Annotated in this window: 19 protein-coding genes and 1 tRNA gene; 13 read left to right on the top strand and 7 right to left on the bottom strand. The window is 74.6% G+C overall.

From position 1 onward, the window contains the following. Positions 1 to 56: 56 nt before the first annotated feature. A complete protein-coding gene (locus H6H00_RS04315; RefSeq protein WP_185720061.1) occupies positions 57 to 1,703 on the top strand; it encodes a fatty acyl-AMP ligase in 1,647 nt (548 codons plus the stop codon). Here H6H00_RS04315 and pth read toward each other — a convergent pair. From pth to glmU, 4 genes are all read right to left on the bottom strand, one after another. After that, positions 1,700 to 2,299, bottom strand: coding sequence for an aminoacyl-tRNA hydrolase (gene pth / locus H6H00_RS04310; protein WP_185720060.1), 600 nt, complete (start codon positions 2,297 to 2,299; stop codon positions 1,700 to 1,702). The two genes, H6H00_RS04315 and pth, sit on opposite strands and share 4 nt — an antisense overlap. A gap of 2 nt (positions 2,300 to 2,301) precedes the next feature. Further along, complete coding sequence (locus H6H00_RS04305; RefSeq protein ID WP_185720059.1) at positions 2,302 to 2,994, bottom strand: 50S ribosomal protein L25/general stress protein Ctc; 693 nt, start codon at positions 2,992 to 2,994, stop codon at positions 2,302 to 2,304. Positions 2,995 to 3,153: 159 nt separating this feature from the next. Further along, a complete protein-coding gene (locus tag H6H00_RS04300) occupies positions 3,154 to 4,125 on the bottom strand; it encodes a ribose-phosphate diphosphokinase (protein ID WP_185720058.1) in 972 nt (323 codons plus the stop codon). 5 nt (positions 4,126 to 4,130) lie between these two features. Continuing rightward, the gene (gene glmU / locus H6H00_RS04295; RefSeq protein ID WP_185720057.1) at positions 4,131 to 5,609 is read right to left on the bottom strand and encodes a bifunctional UDP-N-acetylglucosamine diphosphorylase/glucosamine-1-phosphate N-acetyltransferase GlmU; all 1,479 of its coding nucleotides are present in this window, start codon (positions 5,607 to 5,609) and stop codon (positions 4,131 to 4,133) included. A 238-nt stretch (positions 5,610 to 5,847) separates the two neighbouring features. Between glmU and H6H00_RS04290 the strand changes: the two genes are divergently transcribed. Then, positions 5,848 to 6,318: a L,D-transpeptidase gene (locus H6H00_RS04290; protein ID WP_185720056.1), complete on the top strand. Its 471-nt coding sequence runs from the start codon at positions 5,848 to 5,850 to the stop codon at positions 6,316 to 6,318. A gap of 198 nt (positions 6,319 to 6,516) precedes the next feature. Beyond that, entirely contained in the window at positions 6,517 to 6,957 is a 441-nt protein-coding gene (locus H6H00_RS04285) for an OsmC family protein (protein WP_185720055.1), read from the top strand. A 169-nt stretch (positions 6,958 to 7,126) separates the two neighbouring features. On the opposite strand, the gene H6H00_RS04280 is transcribed toward H6H00_RS04285, so the two are convergent. After that, positions 7,127 to 7,197 (bottom strand) — tRNA-Gln (locus H6H00_RS04280). A 195-nt stretch (positions 7,198 to 7,392) separates the two neighbouring features. On the opposite strand from H6H00_RS04280, the gene H6H00_RS04275 reads away from it, so the two are divergent. The 5 genes from H6H00_RS04275 to H6H00_RS04255 all read left to right on the top strand — a co-directional run bounded on the left by H6H00_RS04275 (position 7,393) and on the right by H6H00_RS04255 (position 11,440). Then, a complete protein-coding gene (locus H6H00_RS04275) occupies positions 7,393 to 8,340 on the top strand; it encodes an acyl-CoA desaturase (protein WP_185720054.1) in 948 nt (315 codons plus the stop codon). Between the two features lie 52 nt (positions 8,341 to 8,392). Beyond that, positions 8,393 to 9,064, top strand: coding sequence for a PIG-L deacetylase family protein (locus H6H00_RS04270; protein WP_221775787.1), 672 nt, complete (start codon positions 8,393 to 8,395; stop codon positions 9,062 to 9,064). Between the two features lie 21 nt (positions 9,065 to 9,085). Further along, positions 9,086 to 10,108, top strand: a complete 1,023-nt coding sequence (locus tag H6H00_RS04265; RefSeq protein WP_185720053.1) for an NAD-dependent epimerase/dehydratase family protein — start codon at positions 9,086 to 9,088, stop codon at positions 10,106 to 10,108. Positions 10,109 to 10,235: 127 nt separating this feature from the next. After that, positions 10,236 to 11,093, top strand: coding sequence for an endonuclease domain-containing protein (locus H6H00_RS04260; RefSeq protein ID WP_185720052.1), 858 nt, complete (start codon positions 10,236 to 10,238; stop codon positions 11,091 to 11,093). Between the two features lie 77 nt (positions 11,094 to 11,170). Continuing rightward, positions 11,171 to 11,440: a DUF2277 domain-containing protein gene (locus H6H00_RS04255; protein WP_185720051.1), complete on the top strand. Its 270-nt coding sequence runs from the start codon at positions 11,171 to 11,173 to the stop codon at positions 11,438 to 11,440. Positions 11,441 to 11,490: 50 nt separating this feature from the next. Here H6H00_RS04255 and H6H00_RS04250 read toward each other — a convergent pair whose 3' ends face one another. Then, positions 11,491 to 12,363 carry a DUF4394 domain-containing protein gene (locus H6H00_RS04250; protein WP_185720050.1) on the bottom strand — a complete coding sequence of 291 codons (873 nt, stop codon included), beginning with the start codon at positions 12,361 to 12,363 and terminating at the stop codon, positions 11,491 to 11,493. 101 nt (positions 12,364 to 12,464) lie between these two features. Continuing rightward, a complete protein-coding gene (locus tag H6H00_RS04245; RefSeq protein WP_185720049.1) occupies positions 12,465 to 13,685 on the bottom strand; it encodes a PQQ-dependent sugar dehydrogenase in 1,221 nt (406 codons plus the stop codon). Positions 13,686 to 13,751: 66 nt separating this feature from the next. Between H6H00_RS04245 and H6H00_RS04240 the strand changes: the two genes are divergently transcribed. The 5 genes from H6H00_RS04240 (at position 13,752) to H6H00_RS04215 (ending at position 24,092) form a co-directional block, all read left to right on the top strand. Beyond that, a complete protein-coding gene (locus H6H00_RS04240; RefSeq protein ID WP_185720048.1) occupies positions 13,752 to 17,039 on the top strand; it encodes a S41 family peptidase in 3,288 nt (1,095 codons plus the stop codon). 127 nt (positions 17,040 to 17,166) lie between these two features. After that, entirely contained in the window at positions 17,167 to 20,727 is a 3,561-nt protein-coding gene (mfd, locus tag H6H00_RS04235; protein ID WP_185720047.1) for a transcription-repair coupling factor, read from the top strand. Between the two features lie 84 nt (positions 20,728 to 20,811). Continuing rightward, the gene (locus H6H00_RS32660; protein WP_185720046.1) at positions 20,812 to 21,654 is read left to right on the top strand and encodes an RDD family protein; all 843 of its coding nucleotides are present in this window, start codon (positions 20,812 to 20,814) and stop codon (positions 21,652 to 21,654) included. A gap of 736 nt (positions 21,655 to 22,390) precedes the next feature. Next, the gene (locus tag H6H00_RS04220) at positions 22,391 to 23,332 is read left to right on the top strand and encodes a nucleoside triphosphate pyrophosphohydrolase (protein ID WP_379540073.1); all 942 of its coding nucleotides are present in this window, start codon (positions 22,391 to 22,393) and stop codon (positions 23,330 to 23,332) included. Between the two features lie 10 nt (positions 23,333 to 23,342). Then, positions 23,343 to 24,092, top strand: a complete 750-nt coding sequence (locus H6H00_RS04215; protein ID WP_255425572.1) for a lytic murein transglycosylase — start codon at positions 23,343 to 23,345, stop codon at positions 24,090 to 24,092. The last annotated feature ends 3 nt before the right edge of the window (positions 24,093 to 24,095 follow it).

Below are 24,095 nucleotides of genomic sequence, written 5' to 3'. Positions count from 1 at the left end.
CCCCGCCCGTGGTCCTACGGATCACCGGCCGGGCCCGGAACACGTAGGCTCCCGGTATGTCCCGGTTCCTGGCGATGCTGCTGGAGTCCGCCGTCGGCTCCTCCCGTGCGATGACCACCGGGGAGCCGAAGGAGCCCGTCCGCCGCACCTGGCCGGAGGTGCACGAGCGGGCCCGGCGGATCGCCGGGGCGCTGCGGGCCGACGTCGCGCCCGGCACCGCGGTGGGGGTGCTCGCCGGGGAGCCCGCCGCGATCGCGCCGGCGGCGCAGGCCGTGTGGCTGTGCGGGGGCAGCGTGACGATGCTGCACCAGCCCACCGCCCGCACCGACCTGGCCGCGTGGGCCGAGGACACCGTCACCGTGCTGGGCATGATCGGCGCGGAGCTGGTGCTGCTCGGCGCGCCCTTCGACGCGCTCGCGCCCGTCCTCACCGAGCGCGGGATCGCCTTCCGCACGATCGACGAGCTCGACGGCGACCCCCTCACCCCCGACGCCGAGGTCGCCGGGGAGTCCGACACCGCGCTGCTGCAGCTGACCAGCGGGTCCACCGCGGAGCCCAAGGCCGTGCGCATCACCCACGGCAACCTCCACGCCAACATCACCGGGATGGTCACCGCGTCCGCGCTCGACGTCGAGCGCGACGTCATGGTGTCGTGGCTGCCGCTGTTCCACGACATGGGGATGGTCGGGTTCCTGACGATCCCGATGGCCACCGGGCTGGACCTCGTCACCGTCACGCCCGTCGACTTCCTGACCCGCCCGCTGCTGTGGGCCGAGCTGATCTCGAAGTACGGCGGCACCGTCACCGCGGCCCCGAACTTCGCCTACGCCGTGCTGGCCCGCCAGCTCGCCCGCGCCGACGGCCCGCTCGACCTGTCGTCGCTGCGCATCGCGCTCAACGGTGCGGAGCCGATCGACCCGGACGCCGTCGACGCGTTCGTCGCCGCCGGGGCGCGGTTCGGGCTGCGGCCCGACGCCGTCCTCGCCGCCTACGGCATGGCCGAGACGGCGCTCGGGGTCTCGTTCGCCCCGATCGACACGGGGCTGCAGGTCGACCACGTCGACGCCGACCAGCTGGAGGCCCACCGCCGGGCCGCCCCGGCGACCTACGGCCCGACCCGCCGCTTCCCGAAGCTCGGTCCGCCGCTGCCCGACATCGAGGTGCGGATCGTCGGCGACGACGGCGCGGTGCGCGGCGAGCGCGAGGTCGGGATGATCCACCTGCGCGGGGAGTCGGTGACGCCGGGCTACCTCACCGTCGACGGCCCGCTCGCCACGCAGGACGCCGACGGCTGGCTCGACACCGGCGACGAGGGCTACCTCGCCGACGGTCAGGTCGTCGTCTGCGGGCGCCGCAAGGACGTGATCATCATGGGCGGCCGCAACATCTACCCGACCGACATCGAGCGGGCGGCGGCCGAGGCCGGGGACGTGCGCGCGGGCAACGTCGTGGCCGTCCGGATGTTCGCGGGCGGCGACGGCGGGCGGCACCGCGAGTCGTTCACGGTGGCCGTCGAGTCGCGGCGGGCCGGCGACCCGGAGGCGGAGAAGGTGATCCGCAAGGACGTCACCACGCGGGTCGTGTCCGCGGTGGGGGTGCGGCCGGCCGACGTCGTGGTGCTCGGGCCGGGCAGCCTGCCCAAGACCCCGTCCGGCAAGCTCCGCCGGGCCGCCACCGGCGACCTGCTCCGCGCCCGCGTCTAGCCCGAGAGGGCGTGGAAGCGGTTCTGCGCCGGCTCCAGGCCGTCGAGCAGCAGGGCCTCGGCGGCGTCGGCGGCCAGGTCGACCGCGAACCCCAGCTCCTTGGCCTCCGCCCCGGAGAACCGCTTGAGCACGTAGTCGGCCGGGTCCTGGCGCCCCGGCGGGCGGCCGATCCCGAACCGGACGCGCAGGTAGTCGCGCGTGCCGATCGACGACGTGATCGAGCGCAGCCCGTTGTGCCCGCCCTCGCCGCCGCCGCGCTTGAGGCGGACGACGCCGAAGCCGAGGTCGAGCTCGTCGTGCACGACGACGATGTCGGCGACGGGCACGGAGAAGTACTTCGCGAGGTTCGCGACCGGCCCGCCGCTCACGTTCATGTACGTGCGCGGCTTGGCCAGCACGACCCGCCGCCCGGCGAGCCGGCCCTCCAGCACGTCGGCGTTGCTGCGGTGCTTGGAGAACCGGCCCCCGCCGGCCCGCGTCGCCAGGAGGTCGACGACGCGGAAGCCGACGTTGTGCCGGGTCTCGGCGTAGTCCGGCCCGGGGTTGCCGAGCCCGACCACCAGGGCGGGGCCCGGCGCTGCAGAGCCCCGCTCCACGGTCAGCTCTCCGCGGAGTCCGAGTCGCCCTCGGACTTCTCGTCCGACGACTCGGCGGAGTCGGCGTCGGTGGCCTCGTCCTCCTCGGTCTCCGGCGCGTCCTCGACGACCCCGGCACCCTCGGTGTCGATCTCGGCCTCCAGGTCCTCCTCGGTCGGCGCGGCGTTGACGTTCACGACCAGCGCCTCCGGGTCGGTGCGGAGGTCGGTGTTGGCGGGCATCGTCAGCGAGCCGGCCAAGATCTGCGTGCCGATCGGCAGGCCGTCGACGGAGACCTCGACGTTCTCGGGGATGGACGAGACGTCGGCCTCGACCTCGAGCGAGCCGAGCTCCTGGGTGACCAGGGTGCCGGGGGCCGCGGTGCCGGTGACGATGACCTGGACGTCGACGACGACCTTCTCGCCGCGGCGGATGACCAGCAGGTCGACGTGCTCGATGTAGGGACGGATCGGGTGCTGCACGACCGTCTTGGTCAGCGCGAGCTGCGGGGTGCCGCCCACGTTGATCGTGACGACGGCGTTGCGTCCCTGCTCGCGGACGATCCGCTTGAACTCCAGCTCGGGGAGCGAGAGGTGCTGCGGGTCGGTGCCGTGCCCGTAGAGCACGGCGGGGATCTTGCCCGCGCGACGGGTGCGGCGGGCAGCGCCCTTGCCGAACTCCGTGCGGGTCTCGGCGTCGATACGGGCCTCGGCCACGGTGGTACTCCTCGATCTGCGTTTCACGATGCGGACGCGCGGCGAGGCTGACCGGAAGGACCGGGCCTGCGTCGATCACGGCGGGCTAGAAGTGCACCCGCCCTCGCCGCGGAACTGCGGGCAACGATACGCCCGGGCGCCGCGGCGCCGGCGCGCGGGTCAGGCGTTGCCGTCGAACAGGCTGGTGACCGAGCCGTCGTCGAACACCTGGTGGATCGCCTGGGCCAGCAGCGGCGCGATGGACAGCACGGTCATCGCCGGGAAGCGCTTCTCGTCCGGGATCGGCAGGGTGTCGGTGAAGACCACCTCGCGCGCGCCGCAGGTGGACAGGCGCTCGGTGGCGGGGCCGGACAGCACGCCGTGGGTGGCCGCCACGATCACGTCGCGGGCGCCCTGGGCGAGCAGCGCCTCGACCGCCTTGGCCACCGTGCCGCCGGTGTCGATCATGTCGTCGATGACGACGCAGGTGCGGCCGTCGATGTCGCCCACGACCCGGTTCGCGACGGCCTCGTTCGGCTTGCGCGGGTCGCGCGTCTTGTGGATGAACGCCAGCGGGGTGCCGCCGAGGGTCTCCGCCCAGCGCTCGGCCAGCCGGACGCGGCCGGAGTCGGGGGAGACGACGGCGAGCTCGCGGTCGGCGTAGGTGCGCTTGATGTACTCGGCGAGCACGGGCAGCGCGAAGAGGTGGTCGACCGGGCCGTCGAAGAAGCCCTGGATCTGCGCGGTGTGCAGGTCGACGGTCATGATCCGGTCGGCCCCGGCGACGAGGAACATGTCGGCGATCAGGCGCGCGGAGATGGGCTCGCGCCCGCGGTGCTTCTTGTCCTGGCGCGCGTAGCCCCAGAACGGCATGACGACGGTGATCCGCTTCGCCGAGGCGCGCTTGAGCGCGTCGACCATGACCAGGTGCTCCATGATCTGGTCGTTGATCGGCGCGGAGTGGCTCTGCAGCACGAACGCGTCGCAGCCGCGGACCGACTCCTCGAACCGGACGAAGATCTCGCCGTTGGCGAAGGAGTAGGCCGACTGCGGCGTGATCGTCACGTCGAGGTGCTTGGAGACCTGCTCGGCCAGCTCCGGGTGGGCGCGCCCGGAGAAGAGCATGAGGTTCTTCTTCGGGGTGGCGGTCATGGCACTCACCGGGCGTCAGCCTCCAGGGCGTCGTAGGCCGCCTGGGCGGCGGGGGTGTCGGGCCGCTTGCGCACGACCCACCCCTCGATGGTGCGCTGTGACCCGGCCGACACGGCCAGCGCCCCCGGCGGCACGTCCTCGCGGACGACGGTGCCGGCTCCGGTGTAGGCCCCGTCGCCGACGTGCACGGGGGCGACGAACGTGTTGTCCGAGCCGGTCTTGACGTGCGAGCCGACGGTGGTGCGCTGCTTGCGCACGCCGTCGTAGTTGACGAACACCGAGCCGGCTCCGATGTTGCTGTTCTCGCCGATGGAGGCGTCGCCGACGTAGGTCAGGTGCGGCACCTTGGTGCCCGCCCCGATGTCGGAGTTCTTCACCTCGACGAACGTGCCGATCTTGCCGCGCTCGCCGAGCCGCGCGCCGGGCCGCAGGTAGGCGAACGGCCCGACCGAGGCACCCGCCCCGATCACCGACTCGCTGCCGTGCGTGCGGACCACGACCGCGCCCGCCCCGATCTCGCACGCCGTGAGCGTGGTGTCGGGCCCGATCTGCGCCCCGCCCGCCACCGAGGTGACGCCGTGCAGCTGGGTGCCGGGGTGCAGGACGACGTCGGGGGCGAGCTGCACCTGGACGTCGACCCAGGTGGTGGCCGGGTCGACGACGGTCACGCCCTCGCGCATCCAGTGCTCCAGCACCCGCCGGTTGAGCTCGGCGCGCAGCGCGGCGAGCTGCACGCGGTCGTTGACGCCGGCGACCTGCCACGGGTCGGTGCACACGAGCGCCCCGACGTGCGCCCGGTCGGTGCGGGCCAGCGCGACGAGGTCGGTGAGGTAGAGCTCGCCCTGGCTGTTGGTGGTCTGCAGGCGCGGGACGCCGGAGCGCAGGAAGGCCGCGTCGAACGCGTAGACCCCGGAGTTGATCTCCCGGACGGCGCGCTGCGCCGCGGTGGCGTCGCGGTCCTCGACGATCGCCGACACGGACCCGTCGGCGTCGCGGAGCACGCGGCCGTAGCCGGTGGGGTCCTCGGGCTCGGTGGTGAGGACGGTGACCGCGGCCCCGGTGCGCCGGTGCTCGGCGAGCAGGGCGTGCACCGTGCGCGTCTCGAGCAGCGGCACGTCGCCGCTGCTGACGACGACCGGGCCGGTGACGTCGCCGGACAGCGCGGTGAGCCCGCAGGCGACGGCGTGGCCGGTGCCGAGCTGGCGGTGCTGCACGGCGACGTGCACGGTGCGGCCGAGCTCGGAACCGAGGCCGTCGACGGCCGCGGTGACCTGCTCGCGGTCGTGGCCGAGGACGACGACGAGGTGCGCCGGGTCCAGCGCGGCGACGGCGTGCACGGCGTGCCCGAGCAGGGTGCGCCCGCCGATCGGGTGCAGCACCTTCGTCGTGGACGAGCGCATCCGGGTGCCGCGTCCCGCGGCCAGGACGATCGCCGCGGCGGGGGGTGCCGACGCGGCGGTCACCGGGGGAAGGGGGTCGGGCATGGGAGCGGCTCCCTGGTCGACTGGCGATCCGGCCGGGCCGCGGGGGCGGCACCGGTCGGAGTACCCCGGGATCCTACGTCGTGCCCGGCGCGGCCCCCGGGACGTCCCGGGAAGGTCACGGAACCCCGTGTCAACCACCTCTTGCGGTGAGTAACCAGCGGCCGCCGTCGCTCGTTGGGCGAGCGGACGCGCGGCACGACGAACCGGCCCGCGAGGTTACTGGGTGTGAGGACGTCGGATGGGTGCGCACAGCAAGGGCGTTTCGTTCCGGGCGCGGGCGGCGGTGGCGCTCGTCGTCTCCGGTCTGGCCGCGTTCGGAGTGGTCGGGACCGCGACGGCGGGTGACGGGATCATCGACGGGACCCCGTGCTCGGTGACGACGCGGGCCTGCGTCGACATCGCGTCGAAGCAGGCCTGGCTCATCGACGACGGCGAGATCGTCCGCGGCCCGGTCCCGGTGAGCACGGGCGGCGAGGGGCGCGAGACGCCCCGCGGCAGCTTCACCGTCGACTGGAAGAACAAGGACCACAAGAGCACCGAGTTCAACGGGGCGCCGATGCCGTTCGCCGTGTTCTTCGCGCCCGGCGGCATCGCCTTCCACGAGGGCAACCTGCACACGCCGTCGGCGGGCTGCGTCCGGATGGCCTACGAGGACGCCGAGGCGTGGTTCGAGTTCCTGGAGCCCGGGGACCCGGTCGAGGTCCACTGAGGCCGCGCGGGCCGCTCGACCGCTGACCGGACGACCGTCACCGGATCGGGGGTACCGGGCCGCGGGCGACCGCCGGTGTTCACCCGTTCGCCGTTGATCCGGGACCGGTCGTCTCACACTGCGTGAGAAACCGAATGTCCGGGACGCCTCAGGTGTTGGAACCACCAGAGACGTCGACGAACAACGGAGGTCCACCCCATGCCCACCCGCAGCGCACGCACCGCCTGGAACGGCACCCTCGAGCAGGGATCGGGGCAGGTCGAGCTCAGCAGCAGCAAGGTCGGCACCTACGACGTCAGCTTCCCCAAGCGCGCGGCGGACGAGGCCGGCGGCACCACCAGCCCGGAGGAGCTCATCGCCGCGGCGCACTCCTCCTGCTACGCGATGCAGCTCTCCGCGTTCATCGCCGAGGCCGGCGGCACGCCCCAGTCCCTCGACGTGACGGCCGACGTCACGCTGGGCCCGGACTCGGCCAACGGCGGCTTCGCCATCAGCTCCATCGCGCTCACCGTGCGCGGTGAGGTCGAGGGCCTCGACGCGGCCGGCTTCGAGGCCGCCGCGCAGAAGGCCAAGGAGGGCTGCCCGGTCAGCAAGGCGCTCACCGGCACCACGATCACGCTGGACGCCGGCCTCGAATGAGGCCGGTCATCACGAGGGGTACGACACATGAGGGGCGCAGCATGAGGTGCACGGGCAACGGTCGGCCGGAGCCGACGCCGCCTCCGCGGCCGGGCGGTCGCTGAGGCGGAACCGACGGAAGGGCGGACGACCACGGTCGTCCGCCCTTCGTCGTGTCCGGGGGTGGGAGCTCCGCCGCCAGGATTCGAACCTGGACCTACTGAACCAAAATCAGCAGTGCTGCCCTTACACCACGGCGGACAGGCCTCCATCCTGGCACGGGGGCTCACCCGTACGCCGGGGCCACCACGGGCGTCGACCTGCGGTCGAGGGCGATCTGCCCGGAGTTCCCGTTACAGGGGCTGCGCCCGGCCCGACCCGCCACCTACCCTCGACGGTGCGCAGGGTCGCCGTCCGGCGCCTCCGTGGCCCCAGACCCCCCACCCGAGGAGCCCGATGTCGACCACTGCCGAGGCCGTTCCCGATCCCCTGCGGGAGGGCCCCCACCCCGTCCTCGGGGGGCAGCGCACCCGGTTCCAGCACGCGATGATCTACGTGTTCGTCGGCGGCCCGATGCTGGCGCTGGTCGCCGCGGTCCCGCTGGCCTGGGGCTGGGGCGTCGGCTGGCACGACCTCGCGCTGCTCGCGGGCTTCTACACCCTGGCCGTGCTCGGCATCACCGTCGGCTTCCACCGGCACTTCACGCACAAGGCGTTCAAGGCGAGGCCGTGGCTGCGGGTCGCGCTCGCGATCAGCGGGTCGCTCGCCGTGCAGGGCAACGTCTTCAACTGGGTGGCCGACCACCGGCGCCACCACGCGTTCTCCGACAAGGAGGGCGACCCGCACTCGCCGTGGGCGTTCGGCACCTCGCCCGCGGCCGTCGCCAAGGGCTTCGTGCACGCGCACATGGGCTGGTTCTTCGACCGCAACGAGACCAACCACGCGCGCTTCATCCCCGACCTGCTGGCCGACCGCGCGATCACCCGGGTCGCCCGCACGTTCGGCCTGTGGGTGGCGGTCAGCCTGCTGCTCCCGGCCGTCATCGGCGGCCTGGTGACGTGGTCGTGGCAGGGCGCCGTCACCGGCTTCTTCTGGGGCGGGCTGGTGCGCCTGGCGATCTCCAACCACGTCACCTGGTCGATCAACTCGATCTGCCACATGGTCGGGAAGCGGCCGTTCCGCTCGCGCGACCGGTCGCGCAACTTCTGGCCGCTCGCGGTGCTGTCGATGGGGGAGTCCTGGCACAACCTGCACCACGCCGACCCCACCTGCGCGCGCCACGGCGTCCTGCCCGGACAGATCGACATCTCGGCCCGGACGATCTGGATCTTCGAGCGGTTCGGGTGGGCGCACGACGTCCGCTGGCCCACCCCGACCCGCCTGGCGAAGCTCGCCGCCCGCTGACCGCCCCCACCGGCGACCCGGGCCGTCCCCCGTCCGTGGAACACTGTCGAGCGTGCTGAGCCTGTTGCCCGAGCGGCTCGACCGGATGCTGCTCCTGGGCGCCCACTGCGACGACATCGCCATCGGCGCGGGCGGGGCGCTGCTGGAGCTGTGCCGGTCGCACCCCGGGATCACGGTCTCGGCACTGGTGCTCACCGGCGGGGGATCGCTGCGCGAGGAGGAGGAGCGGGCCGCGCTGGCCGCGTTCTGCCCCGGCGCGCACCTCGAGGTGGCCGTGCTCGACCTGCCCGACGGCCGCGTCCCCACCCGCTGGGAGCGGGCCAAGCTGGGGCTGGAGGAGCTGCGCTCCCACGGCGAGCCGGACCTGATCTTCGCGCCGTCGCCGCACGACGCCCACCAGGACCACCGCACGCTCGCCGAGCTGGTGCCCACCGTGTTCCGCGACCACCTGGCGCTGGGCTACGAGATCCTCAAGTGGGACGGCGACCTGCAGCAGCCCACCGCCTACCTGCCCCTGGCCGAGCCCGTGCTGCGGGAGAAGGTCGCGAAGCTGCACGAGCACTACGGCAGCCAGCGCGACCGCAGCTGGTTCGACCCCGAGACGTTCGCCGGCCTCGCGCGGATCCGGGGCGTGCAGTGCCACGCCCGGTACGCCGAGGCCTTCCACGTGTCCAAGCTGGTGCTCGGAGTGGCACCGCTGACCGGTCCCGACCCGGTCGACTGACAGATTGAGGAGATTCCCGACGTGCGAGTTCTGCTGACCGGCCACCAGGGCTACCTGGGCACCGTGATGGCCCCGATCCTGGCGGCCGCCGGGCACGAGGTGACGGGCCTGGACTCCGGCCTGTTCGCCGACTGCATCCTCGGGGGCCTCGACCGCCCCGACGTCGACGGCATCTCCACCGACCTGCGCGACGTCACCGTCGCCGAGCTCGCGGGCTACGACGCGGTCGTGCACATGGCGGCGCTGTCGAACGACCCGCTCGGGTCGCTGGCCCCGGAGATCACCTACGACATCAACCACCACGCCTCGACGCGCCTGGCCACGCTGGCCAAGGAGGCGGGCGTGCAGCGCTTCGCGTACGCGTCGACCTGCTCGGTGTACGGCGCCCAGTCCGGCGACGACCTTGTCGACGAGGACGCCCCGCTCAAGCCCGTCACGCCGTACGCGATCTCGAAGGTGCGCGTCGAGGACGACCTGGCGAAGCTCGCCGACTCCGACTTCGTGCCGTTCTCGCTGCGCAACGCCACCGCGTTCGGCTTCTCGCCGCGGCTGCGCGCCGACATCGTGCTCAACAACCTCGTCGGCCGCGCGATCCTGACCGGCGAGGTCACGGTGCTCTCCGACGGCACCCCGTGGCGCCCGCTCGCGCACGCCGAGGACATCGCCGGTGCCGTCGTCGCGGGGCTGGCCGCGCCCGCCGACGTCGTCCGCGCCCGGGCGTTCAACGTGGGCACGGAGAAGAACAACCGCACCGTCGCCGAGATCGCGCAGGCCGTCATCGACGCCGTGCCGGGCTCCACGCTCAACATCACCGGCGAGGCGGGCAACGACCCCCGCAGCTACCGCGTCGACTTCTCCCGCGCCCGCAAGGAGCTCGACTTCGAGGCGAAGTGGAGCATCCCGGAGGGCGCCCGCCAGCTCGCCGCGGAGTACACCGAGCGCGGCCTGACCCAGGAGGCGTTCGACCAGAGCTTCACCCGCCTCGCGGTCCTCAACCGCAGGCAGGCCGAAGGCACCCTCGACCAGAACATGCGCGTCCTGTAGCAGCCCCCACCGCACTTCGGAGCCGTAGTGCTGTTCTCGGGGGTCCCGGAACCCCATTACGGCTCCGAAGTGCGGGGGGTGTGGACAAGCTTCGGTGTCATTCGCGTTCCTGTGCCAGCTTTTCTGCATGGGCTCGGTTCGGGATGACGTGTTCCTGGGGTCGGCGGCGGTGGCCGCGGGCGTGATCCGTCCTGCACAGCTGCGCGGCGACCGGGTCATCCGCGTGCTCCGCGACGTGTACGTGCGGGCGGGCGTGCCCGTGACGCACGAGGTCCGGTGCCGCGCGGCGTCGCTCGGGCTGCCGCGCGGGGCGGTGATCACCGGGCGGTCGGCCTTCACCGTGCGCGGGGTCCGCCTGGCGTGGCCGGACGACCCGGTGCAGGTGCTGGCGCCGCCGGACATGCGGCTGGGCCGGCGCCCGGGGCTCGACGTCCGGCGCAGCGGGATCGGACCGGACGACGCCGAGCCGTGGGCCTACGGCCTCCTCGCCTCGCCGATGCGCGCGGCGCTCGACATGCTGGTGCCCGACCGGCCCCTCGCCGACGCCGTCGCCGACCTCGACGCCGTGCTCCGCGCGGGCCGGGTCGACCGCGCGGCGGTGGCCGCGATGGTGCGGGGGCGCTCCGACAACGGCATCGTCCGGGCCCGCCGGGCGGTGGAGCTGGCCGATCCGCGGGCCGAGTCGTTGCCGGAGTCGAGGCTGCGGGTCCTGCTGGTGCTGGCCGGCCTGCAACCGGTGCCCCAGCACTGGGTCGAGGACCGGACCGGGCGCCTGGCCCGCGTCGACCTGGCCTTCCCCGAGCAGCGGGTGGCGATCGAGTACGACGGCGACTGGCGCGACGGCGACCGCTGGTCGCTCAACCGCGATCGCGACCGGCTCAACCGCGTGCACGCGGCGGGGTGGGACGTGGTCTTCGTGACGGCACCGATGCTCCGGAACCCGAGAGCGGTGGTGCGGACGGTGACGGCGGCCCTCACGCCCTGACGCACTTCGGAGCCGTACTGCCGGTTCCGGACCCCGGGAACAGCACCACGGCTCCGGAATGCGGTAGGAACGGGTGCATGTGTCGGAACATCCGGACCCTGCACAACTTCGAGCCGCCCGCCACCCCGGACGAGGTGCACGGGGCCGCGCTGCAGTACGTCCGGAAGATCTCGGGGGCGGCGAAGCCGTCCGCCGCCAACGCCGAGGCGTTCGAGCGGGCCGTCGCCGCCGTGGAGGCGGCCACCCGCGAGCTGCTCGACTCCCTCGTCACCGCCGCCCCGCCCAAGGACCGCGAGGTGGAGGCGGCGAAGGCGCGGGAGCGGGCGGCCGTGCGCTACGGACGCTGAACGCACGAACGGCCCGCCCCGGGAACCGGGACGGGCCGTTCGCGGAGGACCTACTGGTCGAGCTGGATCGCGAGGTCGGTGACGTCGTCGCCGAAGGCCCCGAGGTCGTAGGCGCCGCCGGTGAGCAGGTCGACGCTCCACAGCCGGCGCTCGCCGTCGACCTCGACCGCGGCGAACGCGGCGTTGCCGTCGGTCACCCCGTCGGTGAGCGAGGAGTGGATGTCGAACCCGGCGTCGGGGCCGATGTCGGCGGGGAGGCTGCCGGTCGGGGCCAGGGTGCCGGCGTTGGCCGGGGACTGGAGCGCCACGCGGTCCAGGACCGTGTCGAGGTCGAACAGCGTGGTCGCGGTGACCGCGTCCAGGTCGTTGTTCGTGTACGCCGCACCGGTCACGCCCAGCGCGGGCACGGTGCCGGTGGCCGGGGCCACGGCCGGGTTGGTCAGCGGGCCGTCGACGGCGGTCGCGGCCAGCGGGGTGGCGGCGAACGGCTGGCGCAGGTTCTGGCCGGTGTCCGACAGGATGCGCAGCGCGTTGGCGGCCGGGTTGAAGTCCACCGCGAAGTCGACGCCCACCAGCGGGGTCGTCAGCTCGCCGATCTTCTCGGCGTCGGCGTCCTCGTCGTCGATCAGGTAGAGGCCGCCGAGGTTGCCGACGCCGTAGAGGCCGCCGTCCTGGACGCGGTAGTCGATGCCGACGAGGTAGGCGTCGCGGTCGAGGTCGACGTCGCCGATCTCGTAGGTCGCGCCCGCGTCACCGGTGTCGAAGCCGACGAGGGTCGTGCCGTCGACCAGGCCGACGGCGTGCAGGCCCTTGCCGTAGGAGTCCTCGTCGTCGGTCGCGAACGCGGCGGGGGCGAACGCGGCCGCGCCGACGGTGGTCACGGCGGCGACGGCGATCAGGGAGCGACGGAAGGTCGTCGGCATCGGGGGCCTCTCTCGAAAGGGTCCGGGCGGGAGGCCGAGCGACGACCCCCGTTCGGCCTAACGAGTCACCGAGGGTGAGGGTGACGAACCAGACATTTCATTCACACCGGATCGATGCGCAGGATCCGGTCGTCGCCGCCGTTGGAGGTGCTGACGAGCAGCGCGCCGTCCGGGGCCAGGCGGACCGCGCGCAGCCGCCCGTAGGTGCCGTCGAGGGCCTCGGGCACCGCGACGGAGGCGATCGCGTCCCCGCCCGGCGTCATGAACAGCAGCTTCTCCCCGCGCAGCGCGCCGACGACGAGCGTCCCGTCGAGGTCGCCCCACTGGCTGCCCGCCAGGAACGCGGCACCGGAGAGCGCCTCGACCGGGCTGCCCGAGCTCCACGCGGCCGGGACGGCGTCGGGGAAGCGGGTGAGGTCGGTCATCGGCACCGACTCGTCGTAGCCGCCGACGGTGCCGCCCTGGCCCGGGTCCCAGCCGTAGTTGCCGCCGGCCCGCAGCAGGTTGACCTCGTCGTCGGTGCTCGGTCCGTGCTCGGCGGTCCAGACCCCGCCCGCCGCGTCGACGGCGACGCCCTGCACGTTGCGGTGGCCGTAGGTGTAGATCAGCCGCTGCGCGGGGTCGGCGGCGTCGGCGAAGGGGTTGCCGGCGACCGGCCCGCCGGTGGCGAGGTCGACGCGCAGCACCTTGCCGCCCAGGGAGGACAGGTCCTGCGGGATCGTGCCGCGGGCGGTGTCGCCGGTGCCGACCAGCAGCGCGCCGTCGGCGGCGAGGGTGGGGCGGCAGCCGGAGTGCCGGCCGGACGGGTTGATCGGCAGGCCGCCGACCAGCGGATCGGCGACGCGGGTGGCCGCGGAGCCGTCGGCGGCGAGCTCCCAGGTGACGAGCCGGACGTCGGTGGGCGTGCCGCCCTCGACGTGGGTCTGGCAGGTGGTGAAGCGGCGGGTCTCGGCGAAGTCGTCGTGCACGACCATGCCCATCAGGCCGCCCTCGCCCTGGGCGAGGAGGTCGGAGAAGTCGGCCGTCACCGGGGTGACGGTGGCGCCCGCGGTCACCCCGGACAGCAGGCTCAGCCGCCCGTCGCGCTCGGTCACCAGCACCCGCCCGTCGGGCAGCACGCCGACGTCCCAGGGGTTGTCGAACCCGGCGGCGATCTCGCTGACCCGCAGCTCCGGGGTGCCGGTGCGGCTCGGGCCGCCCTCGGCCCCGCCGGCCGGTGCGCTGCCGGCGCCACCCCCCGCGACGGACTCGGGGGAGGCCCCCGCACAGCCGGTCAGGACCAGCGCGGCGGCCACGGCCACCGCTGCACTCGCACGCCGCATGGCCGCCATCCTGCCTCCGACCGGGTGAGGCGACCGTAGGGCCCTCGACTGGCTACGGTGCGATCCATGTCGCAGCCCAGCTACCTCCGGTTCCCCCACCTGCGGGGCGACACCCTCGTCCTGGCGGCCGAGGACGACGTCTGGACGGTCCCGCTCGCGGGTGGCCGGGCGCACCGGGTCACCGCGGACGCGGCCCCGGTCGCGAACCCCCGGATCTCCCCGGACGGCACCCGGGTCGCGTGGACGTCCTGGCGCGAGGGCGGGCCCGACGTCTTCGTCACGGCGCTGGACGGCGGCGTCGCGCGGCGGCTGACCTGGTGGGGCGATCCCCGCGCCCGCAACCTCGGCTGGGCGTCGGACCAGGAGGTCCTCGGCGTCACCTCGACGGGCTACCACTCGCCGCGGCGCACCTTCGCGTTCGCGATCCCGGCCGCCGGGGGCGCCCCGCGGGCGCTGCCCGTCGGGCCGGTCGCCGACCTGGTGGCCGACGAGAGCGGGACGCTGCTGCTCAGCGTCCTGTCCCGGGAGCCCGCGTGGTGGAAGCGCTACCGCGGCGGCACCGTCGGCAAGCTGTGGTGGGACGCGGGCTCGGCGGGGTCGTTCGCGCGGGTCGCGGCCCACGTCGACGGGCAGATCGAGTCGCCGATGCTGATCGGCGGGCGCATCGCGTTCGTCGCCGACCACGAGGGGTGGGGCAACCTCTACTCGATCGCCCACAACGGCACCGACCTGCGCCGCCACACCGACCACGGCGGCCCGGACGCGCCGGCGTTCTACGTCCGCCACGCCACCAGCGACGGCGGACGGGTCGTCTACGAGTCGGCGGGGGAGATCTGGGTCCTCGACTCCCTCGACGCCGCTCCCCGCCGCGTCGACGTCCGGCTCGGCGGCCCGCGCACCGCGCGCGAGCCCCACCGCGTCACCGGCCGCGTCGACGCCGCCGTGCCCGACCGGACCGGGCGCACCAGCATCGCGCTGGTCCGCGGCACCGTGCACCGGCTGACCCACCGCGACGGCCCGGCGCGGACGCTGCTGTCCGAGCCCGGCGCGCGGGCCCGCCTCGCGCGGCCGCTGGGCACCGACCGGGCGGTGTGGGTCGACGACGTGCTCGGCGAGGACGCGGTGTGCGTCGCCCCGCTCGACCCGCTGGCCGGGGACGCCCCGCGCCGCAGCGGGGCCGGTGAGCTGGGCCGGGTGCTGGAGCTCGAGCCGTCCCCGGACGGCACGACCGTGGCCCTCGCCACCCACGACGGCCGGCTGCTGCTGCTCGACGCCGCGTCCGGCGGGTTCCGCGAGCTCGCCCGCAGCGCCGACGGGGTGGAGGTGTCGGGCCTGGACTGGTCGCCGGACAGCGCGTGGCTCGCGTACGCCGAGCCGGTGGAGCAGGCGGTGGCCACCCGGATCGTGCTCGCCCGCGTCGCCGACGGCGAGCTGGTGCCGGTCACCCCGGCCCGCTTCCTGGACCGCAGGCCCGCGTTCACCCACGACGGCCGCTACCTGGCGTTCCTGTCGCGGCGCAGCTTCGACCCGATCTACGACGAGCACTCGTTCGACCTGACCTTCCCGGCGTCGTGGCGACCGTTCCTGGTGCCGCTGGCCGCGCGCACGCCGTCGCCGTTCGGGGCGAGCCCGGACGGGCGCCCGGTCAGCCCCGGCGACGAGGGCCCGGCCGACCCGCCCGCGCCCGGCCCGGACGACCCGTCGTCGCCCGATGCCGCGTCCGTGCCCGCCGCCCCCGACGCGGACGTGCCCGAGGTCGTCGTCGACGTCGAGGGGCTGGCCGGGCGGGTCGTCCCGGTGCCGGTGGTGGAGGCCAGGTACTCCGGGCTGACGGCGGGCAAGGACTGCCTGCTGTGGCTGCGCAGCCCGGTCAACGGCGTGCTCGGCGACGGGCGGGCCGGCACGTCGGAGAAGCCGCGGCGGACCGTGCTGGAGCGCTTCGACCTGGTGCGCCGCAAGCTCGACGTGATCGCCGACGCCGTCGACGGGTACGCGGTCAGCGGCGACGGCACCCGGCTGCTCGTCCGCGACGGCACGGCGCTGCGAGTGCTGCGCACCGACCGGTCCGGCTCCGGCGCCCCCGAGGGCGGCGACGGCGCCGACGAGTACGAGGTCGACCTCGCGCGCCTGTCCGTCACCGTCGACCCGACGGCGTCGTGGCGGCAGATGTTCGACGAGGCCGCGCGGCTCATGCGCGACCACTTCTGGACCGCCGACATGGCCGACGTCGACTGGGCGGCCGAGCAGGAGCGCTACCGCCCGCTCGTCGACGCCGTCGGCAGCTACGACGACCTCGTCGACGTGCTGTGGGAGCTGCAGGGCGAGCTGGGCTCCTCGCACGCCTACGTCCGCGCCCGGCCGCGGCCGGTGGGGGTCGCCCCGGCGTTCCTCGGGGCCGACCTCGCGCCCTCCGACGACGGCTGGCGGGTGGAGCGGGTCCTGCCGCCGGAGACGTCCGCGCCAGGGGCGCGCAGCCCGCTCGCCTCGCCCGGCGTCGACGTGCGGGCCGGTGACGTGCTGCTGGAGGTGGCCGGGCGGCCGATCGACCCCGCCGCCGGGCCCGCGCCGCTGCTCGCCGGCACCGCCGACACGCTCACTGAGATCACCGTGCGCTCGGGGGCCGACGTGCGCCGCGTCGTCGTCCGGCCGCTGCCCGACGAGGACCAGCTCCGCTACCAGGACTGGGTGGCCGGGCGGCGCGCGCACGTCACGGAGCGGTCGGGCGGGCGCCTGGGCTACCTGCACGTGCCGGACATGATGGCGCCGGGCTGGGCGCAGCTGCACCGCGACCTGGGCCGCGAGCTCACCCGCGACGGGCTGGTGCTCGACGTGCGGATCAACGGGGGCGGGCACACCTCGCAGCTGGTGGTGGAGAAGCTCGCGCGGCGCGTCACGGCGTGGACGATCGCCCGGCACCGCCCGCCGCGCACGTACCCGATGGACGCCCCGCGCGGCCCGGTCGTGGCCGTCGCCGACGAGCTGGCGGGCTCCGACGGCGACATCGTGACGGTCGCGCTCAAGCGCCGCGGCATCGCGACCGTGGTCGGCGTGCGGACCTGGGGCGGGGTGATCGGCATCGACAGCCGCTACCGGCTCGTCGACGGGACGGGGGTGACGCAGCCCCGCTACTCGCACTGGTTCGACGACCTCGGCTGGGACGTCGAGAACGTCGGGGTCGAGCCGGACGTCGAGGTGGTGGTCACGCCGCAGGACTGGGCCGCGGGCCGCGACCCCCAGCTCGACCGGGCGATCGCCCTCGCGCTGGAGGCGCTCGAGCGCACCCCGGCGGTGCGGCCCCCGGACATCGCGACCCGACCCAGCCGCCGTCGCCCCGACCTCCCGCCGCGCGCCTGATCCGACGCCGGGGGAGGGCGTCGGGGGCCCGGCGTAGGGTGGGGTGCGAGACCCCCGACCGGGCATTCGTCCCGGGCAGGGGTCTGTTCCGCGTGCGTCCATCCGCGTCTAAGGGGTCCCCGCCACCGTGGCCAAGCTCGCCGGTCTCCTCCGCACCGTCCTCGCCGACTCCGACATCCGGGCCGTCCTCGACGCGGCCCGCGACACCCGGGCCGACACCGGCCCCGACGGGGGTCCGGCCCTGCGCGTCGAGGGCCCGGCCGCGCTGCGCCCGTTCCTCGCGGCAGGGTTCGGCGAGGCGGGCCGCACCGTCCTGGCCGTCACCGCCACCGACCGCGAGGCCGAGGACCTGGGTGCCGCGCTCGCCGACCTGGTCGACGCCGACGCCGTCGCGGTGCTGCCGAGCTGGGAGACGCTGCCGCACGAGCGCCTCTCGCCGCGCCCCGACACCGTCGGCCGCCGCCTGTCGATCTTCCGCAGGCTCGCCGACCCGGACACCGCGCCCCGGGTGCTGGTCACCGCGGCCCGCAGCCTGATCCAGCCGATCGCGCCGGGCCTGGGCCGCCTGGAGCCGGTGTCGCTGCGGGTCGGCGACACCGCCGACTTCGACGCCCTGCTGGAGCGCCTGGTCGAGCTGGCCTACACGCGCGTCGAGATGGTCACCGCGCGCGGCGAGTTCGCCGTCCGCGGCGGGATCGTCGACGTCTTCCCCCCGACGGCCGACCAGCCGCTGCGCGTCGAGTTCTGGGGCGACGAGGTGAGCGAGCTGCGCACGTTCTCCGTCGCCGACCAGCGCTCGGTCGCCCCCGTCGACGTCCTGCACGCCCCGGGCTGCCGGGAGCTGCTGCTCACCGCCCCGGTGCGCGAGCGGGCCGCCGCACTCGCGCGGGCGCACGAGAACAACCCCCCGCTGCGCGAGCTGCTCGACCACCTGGCCAACGGCATCCCGTCCGAGGGCATGGAGTCGCTCGTCCCGGTGCTGACCGGCGGCGAGCTGGAGCTGCTCACCGACCTGCTGCCCGCCACGGCGCTCGTCCTCGTCGCCGACCCGGAGCGCGTCCGCACCCGCAGCGCCGACCTCGTCCGCACCGGGCAGGAGTTCCTGGAGGCGTCCTGGTTCGCCGCCTCCAGCGGCGCCGACGCCCCGATCGACGTGGGCGCCTCGGCCTACCGCGACCTGAACGACGTGCTGCACCACGCCGCCGCCACCGGCCACCCGGTCGTCACGTTCAGCCCGCTGCTCTCGGGCCGCGACGACGCGCTCGCCCCGCCCGTCCACGAGGTGGAGTCCTACCGCGGCGACACCGACCGCGCCCTCGTCGACCTGCGCGCGCACGTCTCCTCCGGCGGCACCGCCGTGCTCGTCGTCGGCGGCGCCGGTACCGCGCAGCGCAGCCTGGAGCAGCTCCGGGAGGCCGACGTCCCGGCCACGCTGGTCGACGAGCTGACCGACGACCCGGAGAAGGGGCTCGTCACCGTCACCTGCGGGCGGCTGAACCAGGGCTTCACCGCGGGCCCGCTCGTCCTGCTGTCGGAGGCCGACCTCACCGGCAACCGCGCCGCCGCCACGGCCCCGACGAAGATGCCGAGCAAGCGCCGCAACACCGTCGACCTGGTCACTCTCAAGCCGGGCGACCACGTCGTGCACTCCCAGCACGGCATCGGCAGGTTCGTGGAGATGCGGGAGCGCACCGTCGGCGGGGCCACCCGGGAGTACCTGGTGCTGGAGTACGCGTCGAGCAAGCGGGGGCAGCCCGCCGACCGGCTGTTCGTGCCCACCGACGCGCTCGACGAGATCAGCCGCTACGTCGGCGGCGAGATCCCCACGCTCAACAAGCTCGGCGGCGGCGACTGGGCGAAGACGAAGGGCCGCGCGCGCAAGGCCGTCCGCCAGATCGCGGCGCAGCTCGTGCAGCTCTACGCGGCGCGCCAGTCCGCGCCCGGCCACGCGTTCGCGAAGGACACGCCGTGGCAGCGCGAGATGGAGGACGCCTTCCCCTACACCGAGACGCCCGACCAGCTGGCGGCGATCGACGAGGTGAAGGCCGACATGGAGCGCCCCGTCCCGATGGACCGCGTGATCTCCGGCGACGTCGGGTTCGGCAAGACCGAGATCGCGGTGCGCGCGGCGTTCAAGGCGGTGCAGGACGGCAAGCAGGTCGCCGTCCTCGTCCCGACGACGCTGCTCGCCACCCAGCACCTCGACACCTTCACCGAGCGGATGCGCGCGTTCCCCGTCACCGTGCGCGGGCTGTCCCGGTTCACCGACAACGCCGAGGCCAAGGAGACGATCACCGGTCTCACCGACGGCACCGTCGACGTCGTGGTCGGCACCCACCGGCTGCTGCAGAGCAGCGTGCGGTGGAAGGACCTCGGGCTCGTCATCGTCGACGAGGAGCAGCGCTTCGGCGTCGAGCACAAGGAGCACATCACCGCCCTGCGCACGCACGTCGACGTGCTGACGCTGAGCGCCACGCCGATCCCGCGCACCCTGGAGATGAGCCTGGCCGGCATCCGCGAGATGTCGACGATCACGACCCCGCCCGAGGACCGCCACCCCACGCTCACCTACGTCGGCGCCTACGACACCAAGCAGGTCGCCGCCGCGATCCGCCGCGAGCTGCTGCGCGACGGGCAGGTGTTCTACGTGCACAACCGCGTGTCCACGATCGACAGGGCGGCCAAGACGATCCGCGACCTCGTCCCGGAGGCCCGGATCGCGGTGGCGCACGGGCAGATGAACGAGGACCTGCTCGAACGCACCGTCAACGGCTTCTGGCACAACGAGTTCGACGTGCTGGTCTGCACCACGATCGTCGAGAACGGCCTCGACATCTCCAACGCCAACACCCTCATCGTCGAGCGCTCCGACACCCTCGGACTCTCGCAGCTCCACCAGCTCCGCGGCCGCGTCGGCCGGGGGCGCGAGCGCGGGTACGCCTACTTCCTGTTCCCCCCGGAGCACCCGCTGACCGAGACCGCGCACGACCGGCTCGCCACGATCGCCCAGCACTCCGAGCTCGGGGCGGGCGCGGCCGTCGCGATGAAGGACCTGGAGATCCGCGGCGCGGGCAACATCCTCGGCGCCGAGCAGAGCGGGCACATCGCGGGCGTCGGGTTCGACCTCTACATCCGGCTCGTCGGCGAGGCCGTCGCGGCGTTCCGGCAGCAGGCGGGCGCGGGGGAGGGCGAGGAGGAGGAGCAGCTCACCGACGTGCGCGTCGACCTGCCGATCGACGCCCACGTGCCGCACGACTACGTCACCGGCGAGCGGCTGCGCCTGGAGGTCTACCGCAAGATCGCCGAGGCGGGTGACGCCGAGGCGCTGGAGCGGATCGTCGAGGAGCTGACCGACCGCTACGGCGAGCCGCCGCAGCCGGTGCGCAACCTGCTCGCCGTCGCGGAGTTCCGGCAGAAGTGCCGCCGGCTCGGGATCGCCGAGGTCGCGGTGGCGGGCAACGGGATCCGCGTCGGTCCGGTCGACCTGCCCGACTCCGGCCAGCTGCGGCTGAACCGGCTCTACCCGAAGTCGCAGTACAAGGCGGCCGCGCGGGCGGTCGTGGTCCCGAAGCCGGTGGCCGGCGGGCGGATCGGGGGAGCCCCGCTGCGCGACGTCGAGCTGCTGGAGTGGTGCACGCGCCTGGTCCACGACCTGGTCCTGCCGACGGCGGCGCCCGCCGCGGGGTAACGCCGCGGGCCGGGGGACGAGAACACAGGCGGTGGACCGGGCCGGACCGTGGTACCGGCCCCGTCCGCACCCCCGGGAGGACCCGTGACCGCCACCCCACCGCCCGCCCACCCCGGCCCCGGCCGGCCCCGGCCCGGCCACGGCGACCAGCCCGGGTACGGCGGTCAGCGCGGCTACGGGGGCCAGCCCGGGTACGGCAACCAGCCCGGCTACGGGGGCCCACCCGGTTACGGGGGCCAGCCCGGCTACGGCGGTCAGCCCGGGTACGGCAACCAGCCCGGGTACGCGGCCCCACTCGGGTACGACCACCGGCCGGGCTACGCCGCCGGTCCGGCGTACGGGCCCGACCAGGCGTACGGGGCCCAACCGGCGTACGGGGCCCAACCGGCGTACGGGGCCCAACCGGCGTACGGGGCCCAACCGGCGTACGGGGCCCAACCGGCCTACGGGGGATCGTCCGCGTACGGCGGGGCGGCCGGCTACCCGACGCCCGACCGCGGCGCGACGACGTCCACCGCCTACGCGCCGTGGGGCCTGCGCGTCGCCGCCACGCTGATCGACGGCGTCGTCCCGGCCGCCGTCGCGCTCCTGGTCATCGTGCCGCTCTCGGCCTCCGGCGACCTGACCCTGCTGCTGACCGTCGGCGGCGTCGTCTACCTCGCCCTCTTCGCGTTCGCGATCTGGAACAGCGGCTACCGCCAGGGCACGACGGGCCAGAGCATCGGCAAGCGGATCGTCGGCACGAAGCTGGTCCGGGTGCGGGACCTGCAGCCCGTCGGGTTCGGACTCGCGATCGGCCGCCAGCTGCTGCACGTCGTCGACGCGGTCCCGTTCTACGTCGGCTACCTGTGGCCGCTGTGGGACGACCGCAGCCAGACCTTCGCCGACAAGATCTGCGACACCGTGGTCGTGCCCGCCGACCGGTGACCCGCGGGTGGAATCCGGGGGACCCGCGGGCCCGTGAGAGGGTGGGCGCCGTGCACAGGCAGGTGGGACGGGTCGTGGCCGCGGTGGCGGTCGTGGGCGCGATGGTCAGCGGGTGCGGGTCGGGCCCGAGTCAGATCGGGTCGGCGGCGATCGTCGGCACCGACGCCATCGCGCTCGACGTGGTGCAGGACCAGATCGCGCTCGCGCTGAGCCCGGAGAAGGCGCAGGCGGTCTCCGGGCGCAACCAGGGCGCGGGCGGCGGCTACGGGTCTCCGCAGGTCGCGCGCGAGATCGTCACCGGCGCGATCCTGGGCGACCTCCTCGACCGGCGCACCGCCGAGGAGGGCATCTCGATCAGCGACGCCGACCTCGACGCCGCGCTGGCCACGGCCGGCACCCCCGAGGAGATCGCGCAGTCCTCGCTGTACACGCCCGAGGTGCAGCGCGAGAAGATCCGCGACGACCTCGCGGCCGCCGCGCTCGGCGCCCGCTACGTCGACCGGCTCGCCGTGACGCTGGAGTTCGTCGCGCTGCCGTCCGAGGAGGAGGCGATCGGCGCCGCCCGGGCCGTCGCGGCCGGTGGCGCCGACGCCGAGGCCGTGTTCGCCGGGGTGCCCGCCGACCAGCGCGCCCAGCAGGTGCGGGCCGTCGACAACCCCGCGCTCGCCACCTCGTTCGCCTTCGGCACCCCGGCCGGCTCGGTGATCGTGCTGCGCCCGGCGCAGGACGGCGCCCCGTGGACGGTCATCCGGATCCTCGACCGCACGACCGACCTGCCGGCCGAGGGCCCGTCGATCGTCGACCAGCTCGGCCAGTCCGACCTGCAGCTCATCGGCTACCGGATGCTGCAGCCCGCGTCGGAGGAGCTGGGCGTGCAGGTCAACCCCCGCTACGGCGTGTGGGACCCGATCCAGCTCGCCGTCGTCGCCGAGGACCAGACGGCCGGCTCGATCCTGCCGCCCCCCGCAGCCGGGTGAGCGGCTCCCCGCTCCTCGACGCCGTCGAGGTGATGGACCGGCTGCGCTCGCCCGGCGGCTGCCCGTGGGACGCCGAGCAGACCCACGAGTCGCTGCTGCAGTACCTCGTCGAGGAGTGCTACGAGCTCTACCAGGCGATCGAGGACGGTGACCGCGTCGCCGTGCGCGAGGAGCTGGGCGACGTCCTGCTGCAGGTGCTCTTCCACGCCCGCATCGCCGCCGAGGGCCCCGACCCGTTCACGATCGACGACGTCGCGGCCGACCTCGTCGCAAAGCTGGTCGGGCGGCACCCGCACGTGTTCGCCCCGTCGGGGATCGACACGGCGGAGACCGTCGACACCGCCGTGAAGCAGGAGCACCGCTGGGAGGAGCTCAAGCGCGCGGAGAAGCAGCGGGGGTCCAGCGTCGACGGCGTGGCGACGGCGCAGCCCGCGGTGGCGCTGGCCGCCAAGCTGGCCAGCCGCACCTCGCGCGCCGGGCTGCCCGTCGACCTCCTGCCGTCCGGCTCGGGGATCGGGGAGCAGCTCTTCGCCCTCGCCGCCCGCGCGAAGCTGTCCGGCATCGACCCCGAGGCCGAGCTGCGCACCACCGCCCGCCGCTTCGAGGCCGACGTGCGCGCGGCCGAGACCGCCGCCCGCGACGCCGGGCTCGACCCCCACTCCCTCGACGAGCAGGCCTGGCGACGGTTCTGGCCCCGCTAGTCTGGACGGGGTGAACTCCCGATCGGCCGGAACGGTCGCCGTCCTCGTCACCCTCGGTGTGGTGGTCGCCGTGCTCGTCGCGATCGTCCGGGGGGTGTCCGGGGAGCGGGAGTCCCGCGGTGACGGGCTCGTGGCCGCCGACGTCGACCGCGACACCCCGGTCGCCCAGGGCGCGCCCCTCGCCGTCGATGTCGACCTCGTCGCCTGGGCCGACGCGACGGCCGGGCAGACCGGCGTCCCGGCCCGCGCGCTGCGGGCGTACGGGGCAGCGGAACTCGCGCAGCGCACCGACACCCCCGACTGCCGCCTGTCCTGGACGACGCTGGCCGGGATCGCGCGCGTCGAGTCCGACCACGGGAACCTCGGCCGGGCCGCGCTCGGCGACGACGGGCGGCCGACCCCGCGGATCGTCGGGGTGCCCCTGGACGGCTCCGCCGGCGTGCGCGAGATCCTCGACACCGACGGCGGCCGGCTCGACGGCGACACCGTCCACGACCGCGCGGTCGGCCCGCTGCAGTTCCTGCCGACGACGTGGGAGGCCTACGGCGCCGACGGCGACGGCGACGGCGTGGCCGACCCCCACCAGATCGACGACGCGGCCCGCGGCGCGGCCGCCTACCTGTGCGCCGACGACCGCGACACCGCGGACGGCGCCGGCTGGTGGGACGGGGTGCTCACCTACAACCGCTCCGGCGAGTACGCCCGGCTGGTCTGGGCCGCCGCCGACCGGTACGCGACGGCGGCCGCCCCGGTCTCCTGACCC

Origin of the sequence: Pseudonocardia petroleophila (genome assembly GCF_014235185.1) — a bacterium.
GTDB lineage: Bacteria > Actinomycetota > Actinomycetes > Mycobacteriales > Pseudonocardiaceae > Pseudonocardia > Pseudonocardia petroleophila.
Note: the sequence above shows the minus strand (reverse complement) of the source record. Positions and strands in the feature narration are given on the sequence as shown.